Origin of the sequence: Sphingomonas zeicaulis, from assembly GCF_050433225.1 — a bacterium.
Lineage (GTDB): Bacteria > Pseudomonadota > Alphaproteobacteria > Sphingomonadales > Sphingomonadaceae > Sphingomonas_D > Sphingomonas_D zeicaulis.
In genome coordinates, this window is the sequence record NZ_JBNPXQ010000002.1 from 361230 (window position 1) to 387040 (window position 25811).

A 25811-nucleotide genomic window follows, 5' to 3' on the forward strand; every position below is an offset into this window, starting at 1 on the left:
GGCCCTTCGGCCAGCCAGGGAGGATCAGGATGAGCGAGACCCGTCTTTCGTCCGCCGAGCTTCCCGAACCCAGCCTTGACGAGGACGACCGGATGAAGCCGGAATTCGTCAGCGCGGTGCTGGGCCATGTCGACGACGGCGATACGGAGTCGGCGCGCGCGCTCGTCGAGCCGCTTCACCCCGCCGACATCGCCGACCTGTTCGAGCTGACGCCGGTCGAGCGGCGCCGCGCGCTGGCGGCCGCAATCTCGGACCTGCTCGACGCCGACGTGTTCGCGGAAATGAACGAGCATGTCCGCGAAGGGCTGATCGACGCGCTGGAACCTGCTCAGGTCGCCGAGATCGCGGCTGAACTCGATACCGATGACGCGGTCGCGATCATCGAGGATATGGAGGAAGAGGATCAGCGCGCGGTGCTGCGCGCGCTCGATCCCGACGATCGCGCGGCGATCGAGGAAGCGCTCTCCTTCCCCGAGGAATCCGCCGGCCGCCTGATGCAGCGCGACCTGATCGCGGTGCCGGAGCATTGGACGATCGGCAACGTCCTCGATTATCTGCGTTCAAACGAGGATCTGACCACCGACTTCTGGGAGATCTTCGTCGTCGACGCGCAGCACAAGCCGATCGGCACGTGCAAGCTTAGCTGGATCCTGCGCACGCCCGCGGAGATCGCGGTCGCCGACGCGATGGCGCGCGAGCAGACCCTGATCCCGGTCGACATGGATCAGGAAGAGGTGGCGCTGCGCTTCCAGAAATATGCGCTGATCTCCGCGGCGGTGACCGACCCGCAGGGGCGGCTCGTCGGCATGATCACTGTCGATGACGTTGTCCACATCATCCAGGAAGAGGCAGGCGAGGATATCCTCAAGCTCTCCGGCGCGGGCGATGGCGACATCAACGAGCCGGTGCTCGAAAGCTACAAGGCGCGCGTGCGCTGGCTGATCGCCAATCTCGGCACCGCGCTGGTCGCCTCCTCGATCATCGCGATCTTCGAAGGCACGATCGCGCAGATGGTCGCGCTGGCCACCTTGATGCCGATCGTGGCGGGCGTGGGCGGCAACGCTGGTACCCAGACGATGGCGGTCACAGTGCGCGCGCTCGCCACCAACCAGCTTACCCAGTCCAACACATGGCGCACCATATTACGCGAAATCCGCATCGCGCTGCTCAACGGATCGACGGTGGCGGTGGTGATCGGCGTCGGCGTGGCGGCGGTGTTCAGCAATCCGGCGCTGGGGATGGTGATCGCGGCCGCGATGATGACCAACATCATCATCGCCGGTCTCGCCGGCGTGCTGGTGCCGCTGGCGCTCGATCGCAGGGATATCGATCCGGCCGTCTCATCCTCCGTGTTCGTGACGATGACGACCGATTCGATGGGCTTCCTGGCATTTCTGGGATTGGCGACCGCCTCCGGCATTACGGGCTAGGCTGAGCCCCTAACTCTTCCCAGTTGGATGCCGCCGGCCAGGGGGAGGGGGCTGTCGGCCGGCGGCATCCGGTGGGATGAGCGGTGGGGGCTATTTCGCCACTGCGGGCGTCCGCTCATCCTCGGGAGCACTGATCGACGGGTTGGGATGGGTGCGCTTCGCCTTCTCCCAAGCGGCACGCACCCCTGCGCCGTAATCGGGATGGACCCTGGTGAAGTGGCCAAGCTGGCGCTCGACGATGAAGTCGGGTGTGTCGCCGAAGGCGGCGGCGATGTTGTGGAACAGCCGGTGACGCTGGCCTTCGTCGAACAGCTCGAACAGCGCACGCGGTTGGCCATAATCGTCATTGCCGTCGCGATGGTTGTAGCGCGCGGCGTCGCCTGAGATCCTCAGCGGCGGCTCGAGGAAGCGCTTGTCCTCCACCGGGCCGTTGAAGCTGTTGGGCTCATAATAGGCATCGGGCTGCGGATTGTTGGGGAAGAAGCGCATCGCACCGTCCTTGTGGTAATGATGGACGGGGCATTTCGGTGCGTTGACCGGCAGCGCTTCATAATGCGTGCCGATGCGGTGACGATGGGCATCGGCATAGCTGAAGATGCGCGCTTGCAGCATCTTGTCCGGCGAGAAGCCGATGCCCGGCACGATGTTGGACGGGCTGAACGCGAGCTGCTCGATCTCGGCGAAATAATTGTCCGGATTGCGGTTGAGCTCCAGCACGCCGATGTCGATCGGCGGATAATCCGCATGCGGCCAGACCTTGGTGAGGTCGAACGGGTTGTAGGGCGTCTTCTCGGCGTCGAGCTCGGGCATGATCTGCACCTGCATCGTCCAGCGCGGGAAATTGCCGGTCTCGATCGCTTCGAACAGATCCTCCTGCGTCGATTCGCGGGTACGTCCGACGACCTCGGCGGCCTCGTCATTGGTCCAATGCTCATGGCCCTGCTGGGTCTTGAAGTGGAACTTCACCCAGAACCGCTCGCCGGCCTCGTTGATCAGGCTGAAGGTGTGGCTGCCATAACCGTTGATGTGGCGCACGCTGGTGGGCAGCCCACGGTCTGACATCAAGATGGTCACCTGGTGCAGCGACTCGGGGCTGAGCGACCAGAAATCCCACATCGCTGTCGGTGAGCGCAGGTTGGTGCGCGGATGGCGCTTCTGCGTGTGAATGAAATCCGGGAATTTCAGCGGATCGCGCACGAAGAAGACCGGGGTGTTGTTGCCCACCAGATCCCAATTGCCCTCGGGCGTGTAGAATTTCAGCGCGAATCCGCGGACGTCGCGTTCGGCATCGGCGGCGCCGAGTTCGCCCGCGACAGTGGAGAAGCGCGCGATCATCGGCGTTTCGGCGCCAAGCTGCAGCGCCTTGGCCTTGGTGTAGGCGCTGATATCGCCGGTGATCCTGAGCGTACCATAGGCGCCCCAGCCCTTGGCATGGACGGCACGCTCGGGAATCCGTTCACGGTTCTGGTGAGCCAGCTTTTCGATGAGCTGATAGTCTTCCAGCAGCAGCGGGCCACGTGGCCCGGCGGAGAGCGAGTTCTGATTGTCGGCGATCGGATTGCCGGCGGTCGTCGTCATCTGCGGTTTATCGTCTGCCATGGCTGGTCCCTCCTCTTCGGTTCGCGACATCCGCAGTTCTGCCACACGGCCTTGCACAGGAGAAACGCATAGCTTCGCCCAGTCTGATCGAATATTTCGCTTGATCGAGCCCGCGGTTGAGTTGCTGGCGCGCTTAGATGCTTGCCATGGCCCGCACACCGCCTTAAAGCGCGCGGCTCCGGTCGGGGCGTAGCGCAGCCTGGTAGCGCATCACACTGGGGGTGTGGGGGTCGCAGGTTCGAATCCTGTCGCCCCGACCAATTTCTCGAAAATCGCATGATCATACCGGCTCGTGCCGGTCCTTCTGCCGGCAATCGGTGGCAGTTGCTGCGGTTGTGCGCGACGGCTTTCGGCCGAATATCGATTTTGCCAGCGATGGGGCGGGACGCGTAGCGCAGGTCTCCTATCGGCATCGACCGGCGACCGCGCAGGCCGCGGTAGCCGTCAGAGCGACCGCGACAGATCGCGGCTGGGCGGCCTTGCCGGGGGGGGGGCGTTCGCTCAGCGTTCCGGCCGATAGCCGATCTTGAACGGATCGTCGCCATAGCCAACCGCGAGATCGTCGAACAGCAAGGTCCGTTCCTTGATGTCCTTCTCGACGCCGGTGTAGCCCCAGTTAGGCACATAGGTACCCGCCTTCATATAGGGCCCGATCAGGTCGCGATGCGCATTGGGTCCGCGATCGTCGGTGATCTTCTGGCCGTCCAGCCAGATCTCGATGCGGCCGGCGCTGGTGGAGGACCAGTGGACGCGGATTATCCATGTCATCCAGGTGTTGCGGACGAGCGGCGCCGTACCGATCTCGACGATGCCCTCGACATTGCCGGGCAGCGCCTTGTCCTTCATCGTCACGATGCGGTGATCCCAGCTCTTGCTGACCTGCCAGTGATTCTCGCGGATGCTGATGTCGAGCGGCGGATATTTGCCGGGCTCGAGCAGGAAGAAATCCTTCGAGCCATGCCACTGCATCGCGATCACCGGTACCTTGCTGGCCTTCCAGTCCGCTGGTACGAGCAGGTGCGACTTGTACCACACGGTTTCGCCGACGGCGTTGGGGCGCAGTCGCAGTTCCGAGCGAAAATTGCCTTTAACATGCGCGTCGGTGGGGCGGGTGCGGAAGCCGCGCACCTGGCCGCCGCGGCGCGGATCCTTGACGACGAAGGTCGATCCCACGCAGCAACCCTGCAGCGCATAGTCGGCATCGCCGAACACCAGCTGCAATTCACCCTTGGCGCTTTTCTCCCCGGGCTCGAAGCCGATCGTCACCGGCGTGCCCCACGGCAAGGTGATGATCTTGAAAACGAGGATCCATGCAACGAGTGCGGCGATGCCCGAAAGCAGCGCCAGCCAGCCGAGCCATTTGCGTACGCAAGCCTTGGTCAATTTTCACCCCCTCAAAAGCCCCATGAGGGGGCAGGCGATCGGCCCGACGCTAAACCGGTCTGCGGCGGGATACCCAATCATTATTTTGCATTGCAAGATGGATTGGGATGGGCAAGAGGTGCTGCAGCAAACGACGGGCGGGGTTGAAGATGGCTGCGGCCAAGCGCGACGATCGGGCGGTGGCCCGCTCCGGCAGGAAGGCGGTCGCCCGCTGACATGCTGTTCTTCACATGGACCTTCGCCGCGTTTTTCGCGATCTTCTATCCCGCGTTCCTGACGGTGCGCCGCCACGTGGTTGCGCGCAATCTGCTGCTCATCCTCGCTGCTTATATCTTTTACGGCTGGTGGGACGTGCGCTTCCTGGCGCTGCTCGCCTTCACCACCTCGCTCGATTATCTGACCGCGCTGGGGGCTGCCGGACACCGCGTGACCCGCGCGCAGCTGGTCAAAAGTTCGGGCTTCCTCGCGGGCGTGTCGCTGGCAGGTTTCGTTGCGCACTGCATCATCGGTGCCGCCGGCGGCAAGGGGTTTGCGGCGACTGCCTTCGCAGATGCAGCATTGCTCCTGTTGCCGCCGCTCACGGCGCTTCTGCTGTTCGCCGCATCGGTGGCATTGCTCAACCGCGTGGCGGACGAGGCGAAGCGGCGCTGGGCCTGGCTGCTGCTGTCGGTAATCGTCAACCTCGCTGTCCTCGCCTTCTTCAAATATGTGAACTTCTTCGGGGAAAGCCTGCAGGAGGCGCTGGCGCCGCTCGGCATCGAGCTTGGTTTCGTCGCGCTCAACATCATCCTGCCGCTGGGCATCTCGTTCCACACTTTCCAGTCGATCGGCCGCACCGTCGACACCTGGCGCGGCAAGCTGGAGCCTTCGACGAGCCTGATCGAGTTCGCTGCCTTCCTCTCCTATTTCCCGCAGATCCTCGCCGGCCCGATCGAGCGTGCGAACCACATGCTGCCGCAGTTCCGCAGCGTGCTGCCGATCTCGGGTGACATGCTGCGATCGGGAGCGATGCTGTTCCTGTGGGGCCTGTTCAAGAAGATCGTCATCGCGGACAATATGGCGATCATCGCCAACCCGATCTTCGATGATCCCTCGGCGCATAGTTCCGGCGCGCTGGTGGTAGCGGCGCTGGCCTTCACCTTCCAGATCTACGGCGATTTTTCGGGCTATACCGACATGGCGCGCGGCATTGCGCGGCTGATGGGGTTCGAGCTGTGGCTGAACTTCAACCTGCCCTATTTCTCACGGACGCCCAGCGAGTTCTGGACGCGCTGGCACATCAGCCTTTCGCAGTGGCTGCGCGACTATCTCTACATCAGCCTGGGCGGCAATCGTGCCGGCAACCTCAAGACCTATCGCAACATGATGGTCACGATGCTGCTCGGCGGCTTGTGGCACGGGGCGGCCTGGACCTTCGTGTTCTGGGGTTTCCTCCATGGCGCGGTGCAGGTGGTGTATCGCGCGCTGCGGCTTGACGACATCGTCAAGGCGGCGAACGAGGCGGGGGGCGTGCGTGCGCTTGTCACCAACCTGGTGGCGTGGGCGGCATGGATTCCGATGATGGTGATCACCTGGATCTATTTTCGAGCCGAATCGATGGCTGAAGGCAATGCGATTGTCGCCGGCATCTTCCGCTTCGACAATCTCTCCGACGGCGCGTGGTCGCGCTGGGCCTTCTATGCGGTGCCGCTGATGCTGATCGAATGCGGGCTGCGCTTCGCGACCCCGCGTGAGGCCTATGCGCGGTCGCCATTCATCGTCCGCTACACCGGCGTCGTCGCGCTGGTCTTCTCCGTGATCGTCCTGACCGCGCCGGCGGGCCAGGAGTTCATCTATTTCGACTTCTAGGAACCGGATGGCCGCGCCCCGCATGAAGCCCGCCACGCTCTTCCGTTTTGCCGCGACGGTTGCGGGGCTTGGCGTGTGGACGCTGATCGTCGGCGAGATCTTCCTCAGGATTTTTGCGCCGCAGGCGATCATGCCTCGGTACATCACCGGCACGCCTTATGGCGTGCGCGGCAATGTGCCGGGTGCGGTCTATGCGCATTCGACGCCGGACGTGTATGTCGAATATCGCATCAATGCGGAGGGGATGCGCGACGACCGCAATTTTCCCACCGGCAAGCCGGCCGGCACCTGCCGCGTCGCGATGATGGGCGATTCCTATTTCGTCGGCTACGAACTCGATCTGCCGCAGACCTTGCAGGCGCGGATCGAGGCCGGGCTGAAGGCGGCGGGCTATCGTACCGAGGTTCTCAACTTCGCGGTGTCCGGCTTCGGCACCGCGGAGCATCTGCGCACCTATCAGGCCAAGGTGCGTGGCTTCGATCCCGATCTGGTGCTGATGCAGTGGCAGGTCACCGACTACGACGACAACAGCCGCGCCGGGCTCTTCAAGCTGGAGGGCGACAGGCTGGTGAAGGGGGCGGACACCTACCTCCCCGCGGTCGCCGCGCAGGACAAGCTGATGAAGTTCGCGCTTTACCGCATGCTCGCGGATCACAGCCATCTCTACAATTTCGCGCGCGAGCAGATCGGCTGGCGGGTGAAGCAGCTCACCGCCTTCTTCGCCAAGCGCGAGGCCGGGCCGGCCGAGAATGAGGTTGAGCAGAACACCTATGTGATCAACCAGGCGCAGGTCGATCTCGCCGCAGCATTGCTGCGCGAAGCGCGTGCGGAGGCGGCGAAGGATGGTGCGGCGACGATCGTCGTCGATATTCCCAACCGCACGCCCGATCGCGTGTTCAGTTCTTCCTACGATCTCATGCCCGCCGACGTGAAGCGAGACCTGCCGGCGGTGAACGCGATCCCGCAGTTCCGCGCGGCGGCGCGCGATCCGGCGGCGCAACTCTTCTTCAAGAATGGCGCACGCCACCTGACCCCGCTTGGCGCCGATCTGCTGGCGCGCGCGACGGTGAAGCGGATCGTGGAGAGCGGCGTGCTGAAGGGCTGTCGCGGCTGAGGCCGTTGTTCCCCGGCCTTCGCCGGGGATGTTCCGGTTCAGTGCCGGCGGGCGAGCAGCGCCAGGCCCTGGGTGAAGCGGAACCAGCGTATGCGGGCCAAGGTTGCGACCGCGCCGGCGCGGGCACCGGCCCCCTTGAGCTTGGGTGTGACCAGCATCTTCGCGCCGTGCGGCGGGACCGAGGCGAGCACCATCACGCATTGGGCGATCCAGCGGCCGCGACCTCCGGGCCGCTCCATCGTCAGCGCGAAGGTTTCCGAGGTTGTCCGCCGCCATTTGCGCGAAAGTTCGGCCCAGGTCGCGCGCGCCGGATGCGCCATCGCGACATCGTCCGCATAGACCAGCCGATAGCCGAGCGCGACCGCACGGCGGCACCAGTCCATGTCCTCGGCCACGGTCGAGCGGAAGGTGCCGACCTTGTCGAACACCGCGCGGGTGACGAACAGGTTGGCAGTTACCGCGAAGGATTTGCGCTCCACATAGTCGCGGATCGGGAAGGCGGTTGCCTTCTCGAACGCCTCGATAGGATTGGGACGCGCGGGGTCAACGGCGACAATATCGACGCGGCCGCCGACGACATCGGCATTGGCGAGCGCCGCGACGCCGCGCTCAAGCCAGTCGGGCTGCGGCCGACAATCGGAATCGATGAAGGCGAGGATCTCGCCTCTCGATGCCGCTACCGCCGCGTTGCGCGCGGGTCCCGCGCCCTGTTCGGGCGCCTCGATCACGCGCGCGGTGTCGCCCACGGCGGCGCGGACCGCCTCGATGCCGATCGGTGAATTATTGTCCGCGACGACAATCTCGAAGCTGTCTGTTCCGATGCTCTGCCGCTGCAGCATGGCGATGCAGCGAACGAGGTTGTCGACGTCGTTGTAGTGCGGGATGATCACCGACAAGAGTTGATCCACAACGCCTCATAGGTCAAAGTTGCTGCATTGCGGCAAACTAGGCGCTTTGATGGGGCGAGGAAAGCTCCGATCTGCGTGCGGGGAGCAGCGGGTTGGCGTTGGTGGCGCGTTCATTGCCGCCGTTGGTAAGGTGCGACGATGGCGAAGCAGAAACTGCTGAATGTGGAGGCGTTGCGCGGTGTCGCCGCGACGCTGGTAGTCCTCTACCATGTCGACAAATATTATTACGACACGCCGCGGCTGTGGGCGGAGAAGCTGTTCGAGGGGCTGTTCTCGTTCGGCCATGCCGGCGTGGAGTTCTTCTTCGTTCTCTCGGGCTTCATCATCGCGCTGATCCACGCCGGTGACGGCAGCCAGCCGAGCAAGATTCTGCCCTTCCTCGAGAAGCGCTTCGTGAGGATCTATCCCTTCTACTGGGTGTGCCTGGCGATCGTCATCGTTTCGATGCTGGTGGTGCCCGGCGTGCTCTCCCGCATCTCGATGGATGCCGTGGTGGGCTCGATCTTCCTCGTCGGTATCGATCCCTTCCGATCGGTGGTGTTTGTCGCGTGGACGCTTTTCCATGAAGTGCTGTTCTACGCCGTCTTCTGCCTGTTCATCTGGAACCGGAGGGTTGGCGTGGTGGCGATCGTCGCCTGGTCGCTCGGCAGCTATCTGCTCAGCTTCGTCGGGCGCTATGGCTATGTCGTCTCGCCGATGAACGTCCTCTTCATCTTCGGTATCGGTTGCGCGCTGGTCCTTCAGCGACATCGCGTGCCTGCCTCGGTCGCGATGGCCGTCGTCGGTTCGCTGGGCTTCCTGCTGATCGGACTGGATGATTCCTTCTGGCATGTCGTTCCGCGTATGGTGCAGATCCCCGCCTATGGTGTGGCCAGCGCGGTGGCGCTGCTGGGCTTCGTCGAGATGGAGCGATCCAAGGGAATCCGTGCCGGGCGCATGGCGGTAATGATCGGCCAAGCATCCTATTCAATCTACCTTACCCACATGCTCACGCTGACGGCGATGACCAAGATTGCGATCAAGCTGAAGCTGGCGAGCGTCATTCCCGGGTCGGTGGCGTTCCTGATCTTCTGTGTCGCCGCGCTGATCGGCGGCGTGGTGATCCATCGCTGGGTGGAAAAGCCGCTGATGGCCGCAGCGCGCAATTTGCTGCGACGTTCGCGCGTTGCCGCGCCGCAAAATGTGGCGGCCAGCTGAGGCGTCAGCGGCAGGCGGGCTGGCCGCCTATGTTGCAGACCGGCGCAGCAATTGTGCGGGGGAGTCGCTGGGTGCGGCGTAGCGCAACCGCGGTTATCCGCGGCTTGGGCCGCTTTCGATCGCGCTGAAATTCGCCGCGCCGAGAGGATGTTGAGCGTAGGCAGGCGGCCTGCTAGATCATTTCGCACGTGCAAAAATTTTTCATGGCGCATATAGATGCCTTGATCATCGTCAATGATTCGGCGCGCGGCGCGGCCGTAAGATCCTGACGAAGATCACGCAAATGAAGGGGTAGGTCGACGAGCATGAGCGTCCTGACGTTGCAAGAATCTGGCGGCTACGTTTCCTTCGACGAAGATCAGTGCAAGGAAGCGGGCCAGTCGCTGGCGACGCGCTACCGTGAAGCATCGCCGTTCCCGCACATCGCAATCGACGATTTCGTGGACGCTGCCGTCCTGCGTCGCTTGCTTGCCGAATTCCCGGGCAGCGACGGCCGCGATTATTTCGATCGCGAGCAAGAGCGGCTGAAGTTCCAGTATCATCCCGGTTCGGTCCAGGGCGCGCTGGTCAAGAACCTCCTCGCTGAGCTCAACAGCGAAGCCTTCCTCACCTTCCTCGAGGAGATGACGGGCATCGGCGGGTTGATCCCCGATCCTTATTATCTGGGCGGCGGGCTGCACGAAACCAAGCGTGGTGGCCATCTCGGCGTTCATGCTGACTTCAACATCCACAATCGCATGAAGCTGGTCCGCCGGCTCAACCTGCTGATCTACCTCAATGACGACTGGTCGCCCGAATATGGCGGCGAGCTGGAGCTGTGGGATCGCGCGATGACCAAGTGCGAGGTCAAGGTGTCGCCGCTGATGGCGCGCGCGGTGGTGTTCAACACCGATCTTGACAGCTTCCATGGCCATCCCGATCCGCTGACTTGCCCGCCGGAGCGGTCGCGGCGCTCGATCGCGACCTATTATTACACCGCGACCGAGGAGGGCATCGCCAACCTGCCCAACCGCACGACGGTATTCCGCAAGCGGCCGGGCACGACGGAGAAGCGCGACATGAAGGTCGCGATGCGCCACTTCATGGCGGACTGGACGCCGCCCGCGCTTCGTCGCGCGTTTGGCAAGAAGGCCTAACCCGAGATTGACATCGCCCCGCATCCTGCGTTGAGTGTTTCGACGGATGCGGGCGCAGGCCGGTGCAGCGGCGCCGGCCGGCATGCGGGAGGCCAGTGACAGAGTGATGCAGAGCGCAACGGTCGATAACCGTCGGCGGGTGCCGTTGAGAACGCGCGCGCGGGTTCCGGCCCTGGTCGCCGGCTTCCTTTTCCTGATGATCATCCCCCACACCTTCGCATTCTATGCGGGGCCGGTGCTGATCACCTCCTACCGCCTGTTCATGATCCTCATCCTGCCGGTTCTGATCACCAAGGTGATCGCGCCGGACATGAAGTTCCACAAGTCGGATTGGCTGCTGCTCGGCTTTTCAGGCTGGGCGTGCCTGTGCATCTTCCTGAACTATCCTTTCGGAGGCGCTATCGAGCGCGCCGGGCAGCTTCTGCTCGAGGTGACCTGCGCCTATTTCCTGGGACGGGCCTGCTTCAAGTCACTCGACGACATCTATTCGATCCTGAACCCGCTGTTCCTGATCGTATTCATCGCTTTCGTCATCGCGATTCCTGAGGCGATCAGCCATGAGAAGCCGTTGATCGAATATACCAGCCAGCTCACGGGCATCGCCCCCGGCTTCTATTCGGACGGCACCGACATCCGCATGGGTCTGCGCCGTGCGCAGGCCTTCTTCGAGAATACGATCCTTTTCGGCCTGTTCTCGGCGACGCTGGTTTCGCTTCTGTGGTATATGGAGAAGCGACCGGCGGCGCGTATCGGCAAGCTGCTGGTGGTGATCGGCGCGGTGCTGCTGTCGATGTCGACGACGCCGATCATCTCGATGATGACCCAGTTCGTGATGATCGGAATCGAAACGGCGACGCGGCGCATCAAAAAGCGCCTCATCAATACCGTGGTGATCCTGTCGATCTTCGCACTGGCGGTGAACACCTTCACCAAATCCGGCATCATCGGCCTGGTGATCAACTATCTCGCGTTCAATCGCGCATCGAGTTACAACCGCATCCTGATCTGGGACTATGGCCTCATCAACATCTCGGCGCATCCGATCTTCGGCATGGTGCCGGAATATTGGGTGCGCGCACCGTGGATGAAGGTGTCGATCGACAATTTCTGGATTTATAACGGGCTGCTGTCGGGCTATGTCGGCTGGGCGCTGACCGCGCTCACGCTGATCGTGACGATGTGGCTGTTCCTTGCCGTCCCCAAGCAGTTGCTCAGCACACGCCATCAGAATTTCCGCCTCGCCTGGACCTTCATCATGCTGTCGTTCGCGCTGTGCGGGTTCTGCGGCACCTTCTACGGCAAGTTTCAGCCCTTCTATTATTTCCTGGTTGGCATGGGCGCTGCGGCCGTGCCGATGTATCAGCGCTTTGCTGCAGAGCGGAAGAAAGAGCTGCAGGGACAGCAGCCGGCCCGTCGTCGACACCCGCCGCGTGGGCGGGCGCCGACGCCTGCGGCGGCTTAAGCAGCCGATCCCTGGCGCGAAATCGAGGGCAAACGATCTTTCAAAAAGTTTGTTTCGCAAGTGCGAAATAAAACCTAATCCTGTACCCACAGCGTCGTTTGATTCGAGGAGGCGTGCCACGTCCTCCCGGATCGGATGGAAGGGCGCCGAGGTGTTGCAACGTTGCGCGATCAAGATCGGGAGAAGTGCATGACGACCGAACTCAAGCCGTATCACCTCGGCTTGTTGTGGCATTCGCTCGATTCCGAGAATCTCGGTATGGGCGCGCTCACCATCGGCAACACCAACCTCATCGCGAACGCGCTGGCGAAGCATGGACGCAAGCCGGTGCTGCACATCATCGGCGGCCTCGGCCGCATCGATTATGCCGATGAAAGCCCGTTCGAATCCGATTTCACCAACGTCGGCTACAAATCGCTGCTGACCCCGGGCTCGGACCTTCACCGCACGATCCAGAAGTGCGACATCTTCTTCGACATCGGCGGCGGCGACAGTTTCTCCGACATCTATCGATTGAAGCGTTTCGCGCTGATCATCGGATCTAAGTTCGCCGCCGCGCGCACGGGCAAGCCCTTGATCTTCAGTCCCCAGACGATCGGGCCGTTCCTAACCAAGAAGGGCCGGATGGCGGCGCGGGCCTCGCTGCGCCGTGCCGAGACCGTGTTCGCGCGCGACGTGCCCTCTTTCGAGGTGCTGAAGGGGCTGGGGTTCGAGGATCGTTCGCGACTCACCACCGACGTCGCCTTCGCGCTGCCCTTCCAGAAGGCGGCCGACAAGAAGAGCCGTGATCTGACGCAGGGGCCGATCAAGGTCGGCCTCAACGTTTCGGCGCTGCTCTATCGCCGCGACCTGCAGGTGGGCGACAAGATCGCGCTCAAGCTCGATTATCAGAATCTTACCGACCGCATCATCACCCGGCTGGCCGAGGATCCGCGGTTCGACGTCTATCTGGTGCCGCACGTGCTCTCGCCCGAACTGCCGAACGAGGACGACCACGCGGTCTCGATCGCGGTGCGGGAGAAATATCCGCACCTCAAGCTCGCGCCGCGTTTTACCGGGCCATGCGTGGCGAAGAGCTATATCGCAAATCTCGACCTGCTGATCGGCGCGCGCATGCACGCGACGATCGCGGCGATCTCATCCGACACCGCCACCTTCCCGTTGGGCTATAGCCGCAAGTTTACCGGCCTGTTCGGCACGCTCGGCTATCCGCACCTGGGCGACATGACCAGCGAGGGCGAGGATGTGGTGATGGCGAAGCTTGAGGCCGTGCTCGCCGATGTTCCCGGCGCCACCGCCGCGGCGACCGCGGCGAATGCCCGCGCCCAGACGATCCTTGATTCCTACCGCAACTATCTGGACGAACTGTTCGCGAAGGTCTTCGCATGATGGCACGGCGCGTCGACCAGATCCGCGACGCCGGGCTGTGTTCGGGCTGCGGCCTGTGCGCGGGCGTAAGCGGCGGGCTGATCGAGATGGGCGAGACGGCGGACGGCTATCAGCGGCCGCGCGCCGTCGCGCCGCTGCCGGCGGCGGTAGCTGAACTTGTCGACACCGTCTGCCCCGGCCTCAACATCGACCGCGGCAATGCCGTGCGCGACGCGGATTATCATCCGGTCTGGGGCCCGATCATCGAGACCAAGCTCGGCTGGTCGACCGACAATGAATTGCGCCGCAATGCCTCGTCGGGGGGCGGCCTTTCGGGCGTGCTGGTGCACCTGATCGAGACCGGGCAGATCGATTATGTGGTGCAGACCGCGATGTCGGAGGAGTCGCCGGTCCGCAACGCGCTGAAGATCAGCACCGGCCGCGACGACATCTTCCAGAGCGCGGGATCGCGCTATGCGCCGTCCTCGCCGCTGGCCGACATCGCCGCGCGCCTCGACGCGCCTGGGCGGTTCGCCTTCGTCGGAAAGCCGTGCGACGTCGCCGGCCTCCGCAACCTCGCGCGCGTCGATCCGCGCGTGAACGAGAAGGTGCCCTATATGCTGGCGTTCATGTGCGCCGGCGTGCCGAGCTACAAGGGCACCGATGCGGTGCTGAAGGCGATGGGCGTGCCGCAGGGGGCCGAGGTCACATCCTTCCGCTTCCGCGGCGATGGCTGGCCGGGCTATGCCACCGCGGTGCTGGCGGACGGCAGCCGCTACCAGATGGATTACAACACCAGCTGGGGCACCATCCTCAACCGCTTCCTCCAGTTCCGCTGCAAGGTGTGCCCGGATGGCACCGGCGAGTTTGCCGACATCACCTTCGCCGATGGCTGGCATTGCGACGAGAAGGGCTATCCGTTGTTCGAGGAGACCGACGGCCGTAGTCTGGTGATCACGCGCACTCGCCGCGGCGCCGCGCTGTTCGACGAGGCCGAAGCCGCCGGCCGTGTCGCCAGCGAGCCGGTGCCGGTGCGCTCGATCCACCACATGCAGCCGTTCCAGGCGAAGCGTAAGGGGCTGGTCCTCTCGCGGCTCGCGGCGCTGGGCTCGGTCGGCCACCGGCCGCCACGCTTCCGTGGGCTCTCCTTGCCCAGAAATGCTCGTACGCTGGGCGCTGCGCAGAACGCGAAGAGCTATCTCGGCACGCTGCGCCGGCTGATGAAGAGGCGCAAGCCGGCATGACGCATGTCGCGGTGGTGATCGTCGGATATCGGAACGCCGGCGAGGTGCGCGATTGTATCGCCCAGCTCGGCCAGTCCACCCACACCGATTTTTCGGTACATGTCTGCGAGAACGGCGGTTCGGCGGCCTTCCCGCCGCTGGTCGAGGCGGTCGCGGAGGTAACGGGCGAACTTGCGCGGACGCCCAACGGCGAACGGATGGTCGACCATCGCAGCGGACGCCTGCCCGGTGGCCAGCCGGTGGAACTGTACGATGCCGGCGCGAACCTCGGCTATGCGGGCGGTATCAATGTGTGCTTTGCGGCGGTCGCCGCCGAGGGACGCTATGATGCGGTGTGGATCCTCAACCCGGATACCGAGCCGCATACCGACGCTATGGACGCGCTGCGCCGTCACCAGCAAGCCGGGGGCTATGGCATCGTTGGCAGCCGCCTGGTGCGCACGCCCGCCGGCACCATCCAGCTTTACGGCGCACGCTGGCGCGCACTGATCGCGCGCGGCTTCAATATCGGCCTGGGCCAGGCGGCGGATCATCAGCCCGACGTGGCGGCGATCGAGCGTGACCTGGACTATGTGGCGGGCGCCAGCATGTATGCGCCGCGGGCCTATGTGGAAGAGGTCGGCCCCTTTGATGAGCGCTATTTCCTCTATTACGAGGAAACCGACTGGTGCTTCCGGCGCGGCAGCCACGCGCTGGGCTATGCGCATGAGTCGATCGTGCTGCATGCGCATGGCTCAACGATCGGCTCCAGCGTGTCGCGCAAGCACCGCTCGCCGCTCGCCGTCTATCTCGACGAGCGCAACAAGCTGCTGTTCACGCGGCGCTTCCGGCCCTCGCTCTACCCGGTCGTCGCGGCAACCACCTTGATGCTCACGGCGCAGTATCTAAAGGCCCGCGCCTGGCGGAATTGGCAAATCGCGGTCGCCGGCTGGTGGGCAGGCATTCGCGGCGAGACCGGCCGACCCCAAAGATTCTCATAACGCCGAGCGGAGGCCCGATTGAAGTATCGCGCAGATATCGATGGCCTGCGTACGTTCGCGGTCGTGCCGGTGGTGCTGTTCCACGCGGGGCTCAGCGGCTTTTCCGGCGGCTTCGTCGGCGTCGACATCTTCTTCGTCATCTCGGGCTATCTGATCACACGCAGCCTGCTCGAAGATATCGGGCATGGCGGGCTTTCGATCCCGGCCTTTTATGAGCGGCGGATCCTGCGGCTCTACCCGGCGCTGTTCTTCACGCTGTTTTCGACCTTTGCGGCGGCGTGGCTGCTGTTCCCACCGATCGACTTCTATCTCTACGCCAAAAGCCTCGTCGCGACGGTGTTCTTCGCGTCGAACATCCTGTTCTTCACCGAAGCCAACTATTTTGACGGCTCGGCCGAGCTCAAGCCGCTGCTCCACACCTGGTCGCTGGCGGTTGAGGAGCAGTTCTACATCTTCTTCCCCCTGATCCTCGCCTTCATAACCCGGTTCATGAACCGGTGGCGGGGCGCCGCGATCGCGGTGATCGGCGCGGTCTCGCTGGCGATCAGCGTCTGGGCGACGAGCAACGCGCCCACCTTCAACTTCTACCTGCCGATCACGCGCGCCTGGGAATTGCTGCTGGGATCGGCGCTGGCCATCGGCGCGGTGCCAGAGTTGCGCAGCGCCGCCGCGCGCAACGCGCTGGCGCTGCTCGGCCTCGTCCTCATCGTCGTGCCGGTATGGCTCTATTCGTCGGACACGCCCTTCCCAGGCCTCTCGGCGTTGGCGCCGACGCTGGGGGCGACGCTGCTGATCCACAGCGCGCAGGATACCGTCGTCGGGCGGATGCTGAGCCTCAAGCCGATCGTCTACATCGGCCGCATCTCCTACTCGCTCTACCTTTGGCACTGGCCGATCATCGTCTTCACGCGCTTCTATGAGCTGCAGCATCTTGGCCCGATCGCGACCTTCGGGGTGATCGCCGGGTCGTTCGTGATGGCGGCGATCTCGCTGCACTTCGTCGAGGCGCCGTTCCGTCGCAAGAACCGCTTCACCCGGCGGCAGGTGTTCCTGGCGGCGGCGGCGGGATCGAGCATGCTGGTGCTGCTGGGCGGGGCGGTGGTGCTGACGCAAGGCATGGAATTCCGCAATCCGGAAGCGGCACGCTTCACCCGCAGCGTCGCCGACGATCTTGCCCGCTTCCACGCCGCGCCCTGCCTGCGCACCGATGGCCGTGTACCCGCGCCCGGCGAATGCCTGCTCGGCGCGCCTGGCACGCCCAGCGTGGTGCTGTGGGGCGATTCGCATGCCGCGCAGCTCGCGCCTTCGCTCGATGCACTCGCGCGCCAGCGCGGCTTTACCGTGCAGCAGGTTACCAAGGCGGGCTGCGCGCCGATCCAGGCCGCATCCTACACGCCCTACAGCGAGCTGCGGCGCGACTGCCCGGCGTTCGGCCGCGCCGCGCTCGAACGGATCCTCACCGATCCGGCGATTCGTGTCGTGGTGATGGCAGGCCGGTGGGACATGCTGGCAGCCGGCCATATCCGTGCGACCAGCCTCGGCGGCGCCGAAACCGTAGAGCAATCGCAGCGTCTCGCATCGGAGAGCCTGGAGACCACCGCACGGCTGCTCAACGCCCGCGGTATCCGCGTGATCGTCGTCGACCAGATCCCGCTGCCGGAGGTGAACCCCTTCGTCTGCGTGCGCGCCGCGGTGTATAACGGCCTTGACCCCGCGCGCTGCGACACGTTCGAGGCACGGCATTCGCACGACGTGCAGGATCGCATCTCGCAGACCATCCTCGACCGCGTCGCCAAGGTCGGCGGCAATACCAGCATCCTCGACATGCGCGACGCGCTCTGTTCGGGCACGACCTGCCGGGCGCGCCTCAATGGCCAGCTCCTCTATATGGACGATGTCCATCTCTCCCGGCTGGGCAGCGACGTTGTCGCGGCGCGGCTGCGGCCGGTACTGGCGGAGCGGCTTTCTCGGAACTGATTGCCGGAGGGCAGATGGGCCGCCTGCGCTGATGAGGCGCAGGGCGAAGCAGGGCATCTTGTTGGTCTTCGATCAGAGTACCAGCGGATGTGTCGATGCCGCAAAATGCTCGCTTGGCTCGCGGCGTCGCCCCGCCTTGTCTTTCTACCTGCGCAAGGAGTTAATCGCGCAGCTCCACTATTGAGCGGCAAACGCCGTAGTCTGGAAGGCGCAGATTTGATGGCGTGGGACTGGGTATATGAAGGCGGCGGCCGGACGACCGGCCGCCGTCCTCAATAGTCCTTCGAGTAGCGCAGGTTGACGTTGGAGCCGCCGAACGAGGCGGCCTGGCTGAGCAGGCTCAAGGTCTTCGACAGCGAAATTTCGAGCTGCGTGGCGGTAAAGCCGCGGGCGTCGGTGATGATCTCCACATAAATGTCATTGGAGATATACTGGCCCGCCGCAAGCGCGGTGCCGCGGCCCGCGGTCTTGTCCGCCCCCAGCACGCGCAACCGGTCGATGCCCGTCGCCGAGCGCAGCTTGCCAAGCGGGTTGAGCCCGCCACCGCCGCCGCCGCGCAGCGAGTTGAGCGCTGCCGCCAGCTGGATCGCCTGCGTCGGCGAAAGCGAGGTGACTGAGCTGCCGAACAGCAGACGGGAGAGGACCTCATCCTGCGGCAAGGTCGGCGTCGAGGTGAAGGTGATCTGCGGGCTCTGCGCGCGACCACCGATGTTGATGATCGCCGAGACGCCCTCCACCGTCGTGCTCGCCGCGAGATCGAGCTCGGGGTCGGTCAGCGGGCCATTGAACCGCACCTCGCCGTTTTCGTCGAGGTCGAAGCGGCGACCCGCGAAGCTGTAGGTGCCACGCACCACCTCGAGCTTGCCGACGATGCGCGGCGCATTGGCGGTGCCGGTCACCCGCATGTCGGCGGCCCATTCGGCTTCGAGCCCCATGCCGCTGACAAAGATCTCGTTGTCGGCTCGCATGCGCAGGTCGAGCTTGAAGTTGGTCGAGAACGCGCTGTCCTGCTGCACCTTGGCCGGACCGGGCTTGTCGGTGCGGCGGCGCACGCCCTCCAGCTCGGCGACCTCGGCGGCGCCCTGCAACACGATCTGGTAGCGCGCATTGGGGATGTTGATCTGACCGCTGATTGAGCCGCCATCAGGGCCGTTGAGCACCCGGATTTTTCCGCTGGCAGTCGCCCCAAGTGCATCGCTCCGGGCAAGCTGGGCGCGGTCGAGCGTTGCGGTCAGGTCGATGGGGAAGCTGCTTGCGGCATCAAGGCCGACATTGCCGCTTGCGCTAACGCTGCCCGTGCCGGCGCGGCCGGTGAGCGAGACCAGTTCCAGCCGCGATTGGGTGAAGCGACCATCGAGCGCGATGTTGGAGATCACCGTGCCGAACGTCTCATTCTCATAGCGCAACGTCTTGGCGCGCATCAGGCCGGTGATCGTCGGCTGCGACAGCCGGCCTCCGAAGTCGGCGGCGATGGCGATCGGGCCGGAGAGCGTCTGGCCGGAAATGCCGGTCAAGGTCCACAGCACGTCCGCCGGACCCGAATAGCGGATCCCGCCGGAGAGCGGCGCGCCGAACAGCCGGTCCGAAAGACCCGCGCCCTCGCCGAGGGGGGCGAGCCGCGCCTGCATTCGGCCGACATTGTTGCCGCCGCGCCGGATCAGCGCGCGCAGGTCACCGCCATTGTCGTCGAGCGTGCCGAGGAAGGCGATATCGACCGGATCGGAAACGACATAGGCCGCCGTCCGCGTGAAGCGGGCGATATCGAGCCGCGCCTTGACCGTCGGCACCGCGCCCGCCGCGACATAGTCGAGCGTGCCGCTCGCGCGCCCACCGAGGCCGAGCCCGGGCACGAATGCCTGCGCGATCGCGACGTCCATGTTGGCGAGGCGGGCATGCGCCTCCGTACGCGCGCCGAAGCGGCCGTTGAGGTCGACCTTGCCCTGCGGGATCACCAGGGTCGTCGGCGCCAGCACCCAGTCAGCGCCCTCCTTCGTGATGATCGCCGGCTTCGTCAGGCTGAACGCGATGGTGTTGGCGCTGCCCTTCAGGTTGGCGACGATCCGGCTCGGCGTCATCGCCGCCTGGCCGGCCACGTTGAAGGGTACCCCGGCATTGCCGTTGGCGACCAGCGCCAGCTTGCCGTTGCCATCGCGATAATCGATCCGGCCTTGCGCACGTTCGACGATCATCTCGCCCTGACGCACGTCGGCGAGCTGGAACGCGCCATTCACCGAGGGACCGTTGGGCAGTACGATCGCGGTCGCGCGGACGCGGCCGCTGCCGATCGTGATCGGCGCGACGCCGGGGATGCTCGCGGCGTTCGCGGTCACATCGATATCGGCACGCTGGTTCGCGCCCGCGGCGGCGAGCACGATGCCGCCGTTGAGGCCGGAGCCCGCCAGCGTCAGCCGGCCGGCGAACGGCCCCGCGCGGGTCTGCTGGATGGTGCCGTTGAAGTCGACGCCGGCAAAGGTTGCGCGCTTGATGTCGACCGCAAGCAGTGTGCCGGTGCGGATCGTCACATCGGCGTTGAACGGGCCATAATCGGAATTGCCGCGGCCGACGACGGCATAACCGGCGGGCACGCCGCGCAACGTCGCCTGGATATCGCGCAGGCCGACGCCGAGCCCCGGCCGCGCGGCGCGCAGATTGACCAGCGGGCGTTCGAGCGTGCCGGAGGCGTTGACCGAAAGCGGGCCATATTCGCGTGAGACCGCGCGCGCATCGAACGCGATCCGGCCGCTGTCGAGATTGTAACTGCCCTTGGCATCGGTGATGCGGAATCCAGGTGCGGTCATCCGCAGGCCGACCAGCGAGGCGGTGCCATTCTCGTCGAAGCCGAAGCGCGCGATGGTGACGGCATCGCCGCCCAGCACGTTGGCCAGCGCTTCATTTTCAAGGCGCCGCGTGGTCGCGCGGAAGCTGCCGCGAATGCCGAAGCCGCCGGTCGCGCCCTGCACCAGTTCGGCATCGGTGACGAGGCTGAGCCGGCCGAGCCCGGCGATGCGGTAATCGTTCACCCGGCCCTTGATCGCGCCGGTATATTTCCCGTTGGCAATGTCGGCGAGGACGATCGCGGTCGCATCGATCTGCGAGGATTTAAGCTTGAGATTGTCCGACAGCAGCCGCCCGTCGGTGTAGGCGAGATCGCCGTTGATCGAGAGCTTTTCGAGCAGGCCGCCGGCGGCGGCGTTGAGCCCCGTCACACGCTGCGCCGTGGCGTTGACCGGCACGAGGATGCGATCGGCATCCACCTTCGCGCTGCCTTCAGCGGCAAGCCCGCTGACACCCATCGTGCCGAACGCGATCTGCGCGGCGTTGAGGCGATAGGCGACGGTCGGCGTTGCGAACGGGCCATCCAGGACAGCGGCCAGCTTCACGTCGCGCCCGCTGAGGCTGTCTGCGATCGAGCCGGGCTTGAGCAGCGCACCGGCGATGATGAAGTTGCCGAAACGGCTCTGGCCGAGATCGACAAGCCCTTTCCCGGTGACCACCATCGCGTCGGACTTGGCAGAGAAATTCACATTTGCGCTGCGGTCGGCGAGCGCGGCGGTGGCGTCGATCGCCAGCGCCGGCGCGGTCAACCTGGCGAGGGGGGTCTGCCGCGCTTCTTCCAGTGTCGCGTCGGCTGCCTGGACATAGACTGCGGGCATCGCATCGCCCTTGAGCGCGAAGGTGCCATTGCGCGCGGTCAGCGCCAGATTGGCGAGCGGTTGGCCGCCGAGCGTACCCTGAACGCGGCCATTCCACGCCTTCCAGTCGCCATTGCCGCCGATCGTCAGCAGCATCGGCCGGCCGGTGCCTGCATAGCTGTCGACAAGCCCGCCTGCCGGCGCGGTCACCCGCGCGTCGATCTGCAGCTTGTTGGCCTCGGGCACGGCATCGATCTTGACGATCGCCACGTCGCCGCCGGCGACGCCGGCAGCGCGCAGCGCGCGCGCATCGGCATCCACACGGGCGCGGCCATCGGCAATGTCGGCGGTGCCGACGAGACGGACGATATGACGCTGGCCGGTGACCGGCGCCTCGACCTCGAACCGGTCGATTGCGAGGCGGCCGACATTGATGTCGAGATCGGGCAGCAGCGGCGCGTTGGGATCGGAAGGGACCGGCTTGAACTCGGGCGTGCGCAACAGGCGGATCTGTGGCGAAGCCAGCGAGCGCACGTCGACCTTGTTGTGGAGATAGGCGAACGGCCGCCAGTCCAGGTCGATGCGCGGCGATTCGAGGAACACGCCCTTGGGATCGGTGATCTTGAGCCCGACAAGCTGGAGCTTGCCGTAAAGCGAGCCATCTATCCGTTCGAGCTGAACGCCCATGCCGGACGCCGTCTCGAAGCCGGAGAATTGGCGCACGAGGAAGGCGCGGCCGGGCCCTGTGTTGATGCTGAACACGAGCGCGACAATCAGCAGGAGCAGCACCGCGAGGATGCCGAACAGCCACGTCGCGATGCGCCAGCCGGTAGAGCGGCGCTTGACGATGACGGTGGTGGGGGCTTCGCTCGCCATCAGAAGGCCTGCCCGATCGAGATGTAGAGCGCGATGCGCGATTCGCCCGGCTTGCGGCCGAGCGGTGTGGCGACGTCGACGCGCATCGGCCCGAAATTGGTGTAGTAACGCCCGCCGATACCTGCGCCGTAGCGCATCCCCGACAGCGAGGGGGAGGAGCTTTCGCCGACTCGACCCGCGTCGATGAACGGCACCACGCCGAAATTGCCGAAGCGATAGCGCGCCTCGATCGCGAATTCGGTCACCGAGCGGCCGCCGATCGGGTCATTGTTCACGTCCTTGGGGCCGAGTTCCTGGAAGCCGAAACCGCGCACCGAACCGCCGCCGCCCGAATAGAGCCGTCGTGACGGCGCGATATCGTCGCGTGCGGCACCGAGGATGGAGCCGACACGCGCGCGGCCGGCGATCACCAACGCATCGCTGACCGGATAATAGGCGCTGCCTTCGAACAGCAGGCGGCCATAGCCGTCGAACCCGCCGCTGCCGGTGCGCTTCTGCGCTTCCGGGCTGACGCGTGCGTTGAGGCGGAAGCCGCGGGTTGGATCAAGCAGACTGTTCGAACGATCGTAACCGAGTTGCAGCGGGATCGCGGCGATCAGATAGGTGCTGCGGGTGCGATCGAGCAACTCGGTCTGAAAGCGGGTTTCGCGGGTGGCGATCAACTCGCCGCCGACACTCCACGTCCATCGCTTCTGCCAGATCGGCGTGCTGGCGCGCGCAAGGCTGCCGTTCAACGTGATCGTCTGCGCGTTGAACGCGGCGAAATCCTGGCGGGCGACCGAGGCGCCGAGCGCGAAGGTGCGGTCGCGCTGGCCGGCATTGGAGCGGCGGAAGCCGGTCGACAGGCTCTGTTCCTGCGTACCCGCGACCGCCGCCACCGATAGCGCGCCTTCGGGCGGGAACATGTTGCGATGCGTCCAGCTGCCGGTCAGCTTGATGCCTTCCCCGGTACCATAGCCGACGCTGCCGGCGAGTTGCCGCGCTGGCCCCTCGGTCTGACGGACGAGCAGGTCGACGGTTTCCGTGCCGTCCTCGCCCACCTGGCCGGTGCGGACCGGCTCCACCGATACGGTCGAGAGCAGGCTGGTGCCGATCAGCGCCTGGCGGAGATCGTCGGTCTTTCGGCTGTCATAGACATCGCCCGGATCAAAACGGGTGAGCAAGGTGACATGCTCGACGTCGAACACCGGATCGCCTTCGACCCTGATGCCGCCATAGCGGGACTTGGGGCCGGCATCGAGCGGCAGCGTATAATCGCCGGTGTGGTCGCGCTCGTCGAGCAGCACGTCGCGGTCGCCGACCTTGACGAAGGGATAGCCCTGCTCGGGCAGGCGCAACGCGACATTGGCCTCGGCGGTCTCAATGACCGCGGCGACGATCGGTGCGCCGGTCGTTAGGTCGAGCGCCTCCAGCGCCATCGCCTTCGGTTCCGGGGGCGGGCCGGTGACCACGATGTCGCCAAGCATGTAGCGGGCGCCGGGAGTGGCGTTCAGCGTCACCGTCAACCGGTTGTCGGGGTTGGGCAATGTGTTCACGGTCATCGTCGCGACGCCGTCATAATAGCCTTCGGAGCGCATCAGCCGCTCCATCAGCTTCACATCCTCGTCGGCGCGCGCGCCCACCTGTGCGGCATTGGCAGCCTCCCGCTTTCCATCGAGCAGCGCGGAAAGATCGCGGAACAGGCTTTCGAGGCCAACCTCCTTCAGCCCCTTCACCACGACGGTATAGGGAATCTCGGGCGGCTTCTCGTCCGCAGCCATCTTGGTCTCGGCCGGCGGATCGGCATCGAACGTGGAGAGCGGTTCGAGCGGGGCCACCAACTCGGTCTCGGGCACAATCGGTTCGGGGGGCGTCGCGCTGGTGACATCCGGCGTTGCGGACGCAGGCGGTGTTGCGGACGCAGGAGCGTCGGGCGCGGTGGTTTCTTCGAGCGGCGGCAGACTCGCGTCGAAATCCGGATCGGTCAGGATCGCATCATCACTTTGCCGGCCTTGGGGCTGGGTGGCGGCTTCCTGCGGACGGGCCGCCACAGGACTTGCAAGCATCGCGACGCATAGTCCGATCAGTGCGGCCTGGTTCCGAGAATGAACGATGTGCTTTGTCCCCCGCAGCATGGTCATCAGCCGGCCCGGTGGGGCAGGGGCAGGAGTGTCGATTGCTTCATTGTTCCCCCTGATGCACCGCCCCGGCGACAGCTTCGTGATGCCCGGGATTCTCCGGTGCATCTCTCGCAAACCCGTGGAAAGGCGGATGGTTCCGCGCCGCAGCATGCGGCCTTTGCACGACGAGTGGCCGGAAACCCTCGCCTGTCCGGACGTTGAGCGGGCGGTGCAACGGCGATTTGCCCACATCGGAGTCTAGGTCATGAGCTATATCCCAATGGAGCCCGCGCGCGGGCTTCACAATCCCCTGTTCACGCTCTGGGCGCTGCCCTTCGAAATGCATCAGGCGATGCTCACTGCCTGGTGGGATGCCTGTTGCGGCACGACCCGTGAGATCGAGCGATCGACGGGGCCTGCCGACCTGCATCTGTCCGTACCGCCCGCGCTTCAGGGCGAGGACAAGGAAATCTTCGCGTGAGTCCACAGGCTCCCCGGCACGAGGCCGGGGAGCCTGTGCGATCCTAAGGCACCTCGCCCAGCGTATCCGCTACATAGGCACGACGCTGGCCCATCGGCCGCGCACGGCCCACCGTGGTGTCCAGCGCAGTCTGATGCTCGATCTCCGAATTGAGCTCGGCGCCGAGGATCAGGATGTAGGCGGAAAGGAACAGCCACATCAGCATCACCACCACCGCGCTCAGCGCGCCATAGGTGGCGTTGTAGTTCGCGAAATTCGCGACGTAGAAACCGAATCCCAATGTCATCCCCAGCCAGCCGACCGTCGCGAAGGCGGAGCCGGCGGTCAGCCAGCGCCACCGCGCCTTGCGGCGATTCGGCGCATAGCGATAGATGGTGGCGATCACCGTGCTCGCGGCGACCGCGGCGGCGAGCCAGAAGGCGATGCGGATCAATGTGATCACGAACTTCGGCGCCCAGGGGATCAGTCCCTCGAGCAGCGCCAGCGCGCCGATCGCCAATATGGTGAACACCGCAACCAACAGCAGGCCTACGGTGATCGCCAGCGCAATGAAGGTGACCTTGAAGAAATTGCGCGTCTCGTTCTCATCATAGGCGATGTTGAGCGCGGTAATGATCGAGTTGGCGCCGTTCATCGCACCATAGACGGCCAGCCCTAGCGCGACGACGAGGCCGAAGCCGGTCTTTTTAGCGGCGGTGGCGGTGACGGCGACCAATTGGTCGCCGATCAGGCTTGCGGCGTCGGTCGGCAGGAGGTCGAACAGAACCTTGAGGTGGTCGGCAACCGTCTGCGGATCCGCCAGCAAGCCATAGGTCAGCACCACCGATGCGAGCAGCGGCACGAAGGCGAGAAAGGCGTAGAAGGCGACGCCCGCGGCGATCAGCCCGATATTGTCATTGCCGCTTTCCGCCCATACCCGCCACAATATGTCACGCCAGGCTCGACGCGGCATCTTGAGTGGCGTTTCCGCGTGGCGGCCGCGGCCGTCTTCGATCGTTCCCAAGGTCGCCATCGGCTTTCCCCTGTCGTTGGCCCAGAGGGATTAACGCAGGCCGCCGATGTTGGTCGCATCGCTCA

The 25811-nt window shown here is 64.9% G+C and carries 17 protein-coding genes and 1 tRNA gene; 12 read left to right on the top strand and 6 right to left on the bottom strand.

The annotated features are described in order from the left end of the window. The first annotated feature begins 29 nt into the window (after positions 1–29). Positions 30–1430, top strand: coding sequence for a magnesium transporter (gene mgtE, locus FHS96_RS10825; RefSeq protein WP_429590691.1), 1401 nt, complete (start codon positions 30–32; stop codon positions 1428–1430). 90 nt (positions 1431–1520) lie between these two features. Here mgtE and FHS96_RS10830 read toward each other — a convergent pair whose 3' ends face one another. Then, positions 1521–3029: a catalase gene (locus FHS96_RS10830; protein WP_429590693.1), complete on the bottom strand. Its 1509-nt coding sequence runs from the start codon at positions 3027–3029 to the stop codon at positions 1521–1523. 183 nt (positions 3030–3212) lie between these two features. Here FHS96_RS10830 and FHS96_RS10835 point away from each other — a divergent pair. Next, positions 3213–3289 (top strand) — tRNA-Pro (locus FHS96_RS10835). Positions 3290–3530: 241 nt separating this feature from the next. Here the strand turns inward: FHS96_RS10835 and FHS96_RS10840 are convergent. After that, positions 3531–4412 carry a polysaccharide lyase family 20 protein gene (locus FHS96_RS10840; protein WP_429590696.1) on the bottom strand — a complete coding sequence of 294 codons (882 nt, stop codon included), beginning with the start codon at positions 4410–4412 and terminating at the stop codon, positions 3531–3533. Positions 4413–4628: 216 nt separating this feature from the next. On the opposite strand from FHS96_RS10840, the gene FHS96_RS10845 reads away from it, so the two are divergent. Together FHS96_RS10845 and FHS96_RS10850 are read left to right on the top strand one after the other, a co-directional pair. Further along, complete coding sequence (locus tag FHS96_RS10845) at positions 4629–6260, top strand: MBOAT family O-acyltransferase (RefSeq protein WP_429590699.1); 1632 nt, start codon at positions 4629–4631, stop codon at positions 6258–6260. Positions 6261–6267: 7 nt separating this feature from the next. Then, on the top strand, positions 6268–7374 hold the full coding sequence (locus FHS96_RS10850) for an SGNH/GDSL hydrolase family protein (protein ID WP_429590701.1): 1107 nt from the start codon (positions 6268–6270) through the stop codon (positions 7372–7374). 38 nt (positions 7375–7412) lie between these two features. Here FHS96_RS10850 and FHS96_RS10855 read toward each other — a convergent pair whose 3' ends face one another. Further along, a complete protein-coding gene (locus tag FHS96_RS10855; RefSeq protein WP_429590704.1) occupies positions 7413–8282 on the bottom strand; it encodes a glycosyltransferase family 2 protein in 870 nt (289 codons plus the stop codon). A gap of 138 nt (positions 8283–8420) precedes the next feature. On the opposite strand from FHS96_RS10855, the gene FHS96_RS10860 reads away from it, so the two are divergent. The 7 genes from FHS96_RS10860 (at position 8421) to FHS96_RS10890 (ending at position 17646) form a co-directional block, all read left to right on the top strand. Continuing rightward, on the top strand, positions 8421–9479 hold the full coding sequence (locus FHS96_RS10860) for an acyltransferase family protein (RefSeq protein ID WP_429590707.1): 1059 nt from the start codon (positions 8421–8423) through the stop codon (positions 9477–9479). Between the two features lie 305 nt (positions 9480–9784). Continuing rightward, entirely contained in the window at positions 9785–10615 is an 831-nt protein-coding gene (locus tag FHS96_RS10865; protein ID WP_429590710.1) for a 2OG-Fe(II) oxygenase, read from the top strand. 106 nt (positions 10616–10721) lie between these two features. Then, positions 10722–12077, top strand: coding sequence for an O-antigen ligase family protein (locus tag FHS96_RS10870; RefSeq protein WP_429590714.1), 1356 nt, complete (start codon positions 10722–10724; stop codon positions 12075–12077). 189 nt (positions 12078–12266) lie between these two features. Further along, entirely contained in the window at positions 12267–13466 is a 1200-nt protein-coding gene (locus tag FHS96_RS10875) for a polysaccharide pyruvyl transferase family protein (protein WP_429590716.1), read from the top strand. Next, on the top strand, positions 13463–14689 hold the full coding sequence (locus tag FHS96_RS10880) for a Coenzyme F420 hydrogenase/dehydrogenase, beta subunit C-terminal domain (protein ID WP_429590719.1): 1227 nt from the start codon (positions 13463–13465) through the stop codon (positions 14687–14689). Before FHS96_RS10875 ends, FHS96_RS10880 begins: the two co-directional genes overlap by 4 nt. Next, the gene (locus FHS96_RS10885) at positions 14686–15669 is read left to right on the top strand and encodes a glycosyltransferase family 2 protein (protein ID WP_429590722.1); all 984 of its coding nucleotides are present in this window, start codon (positions 14686–14688) and stop codon (positions 15667–15669) included. Before FHS96_RS10880 ends, FHS96_RS10885 begins: the two co-directional genes overlap by 4 nt. 18 nt (positions 15670–15687) lie before the next feature. Beyond that, entirely contained in the window at positions 15688–17646 is a 1959-nt protein-coding gene (locus FHS96_RS10890) for an acyltransferase family protein (protein WP_429590725.1), read from the top strand. Between the two features lie 272 nt (positions 17647–17918). Here FHS96_RS10890 and FHS96_RS10895 read toward each other — a convergent pair whose 3' ends face one another. Together FHS96_RS10895 and FHS96_RS10900 are read right to left on the bottom strand one after the other, a co-directional pair. After that, on the bottom strand, positions 17919–22154 hold the full coding sequence (locus tag FHS96_RS10895; protein WP_429590728.1) for a translocation/assembly module TamB domain-containing protein: 4236 nt from the start codon (positions 22152–22154) through the stop codon (positions 17919–17921). Next, on the bottom strand, positions 22154–24199 hold the full coding sequence (locus FHS96_RS10900) for an autotransporter assembly complex protein TamA (RefSeq protein ID WP_429590731.1): 2046 nt from the start codon (positions 24197–24199) through the stop codon (positions 22154–22156). The genes FHS96_RS10895 and FHS96_RS10900 overlap by 1 nt, the downstream gene beginning before the upstream one ends. A 319-nt stretch (positions 24200–24518) precedes the next feature. On the opposite strand from FHS96_RS10900, the gene FHS96_RS10905 reads away from it, so the two are divergent. Then, positions 24519–24734, top strand: coding sequence for a hypothetical protein (locus FHS96_RS10905; protein ID WP_429590733.1), 216 nt, complete (start codon positions 24519–24521; stop codon positions 24732–24734). Between the two features lie 43 nt (positions 24735–24777). On the opposite strand, the gene FHS96_RS10910 is transcribed toward FHS96_RS10905, so the two are convergent. Continuing rightward, positions 24778–25746 carry a YihY/virulence factor BrkB family protein gene (locus FHS96_RS10910; protein ID WP_429590736.1) on the bottom strand — a complete coding sequence of 323 codons (969 nt, stop codon included), beginning with the start codon at positions 25744–25746 and terminating at the stop codon, positions 24778–24780. Positions 25747–25811: the final 65 nt, after the last annotated feature.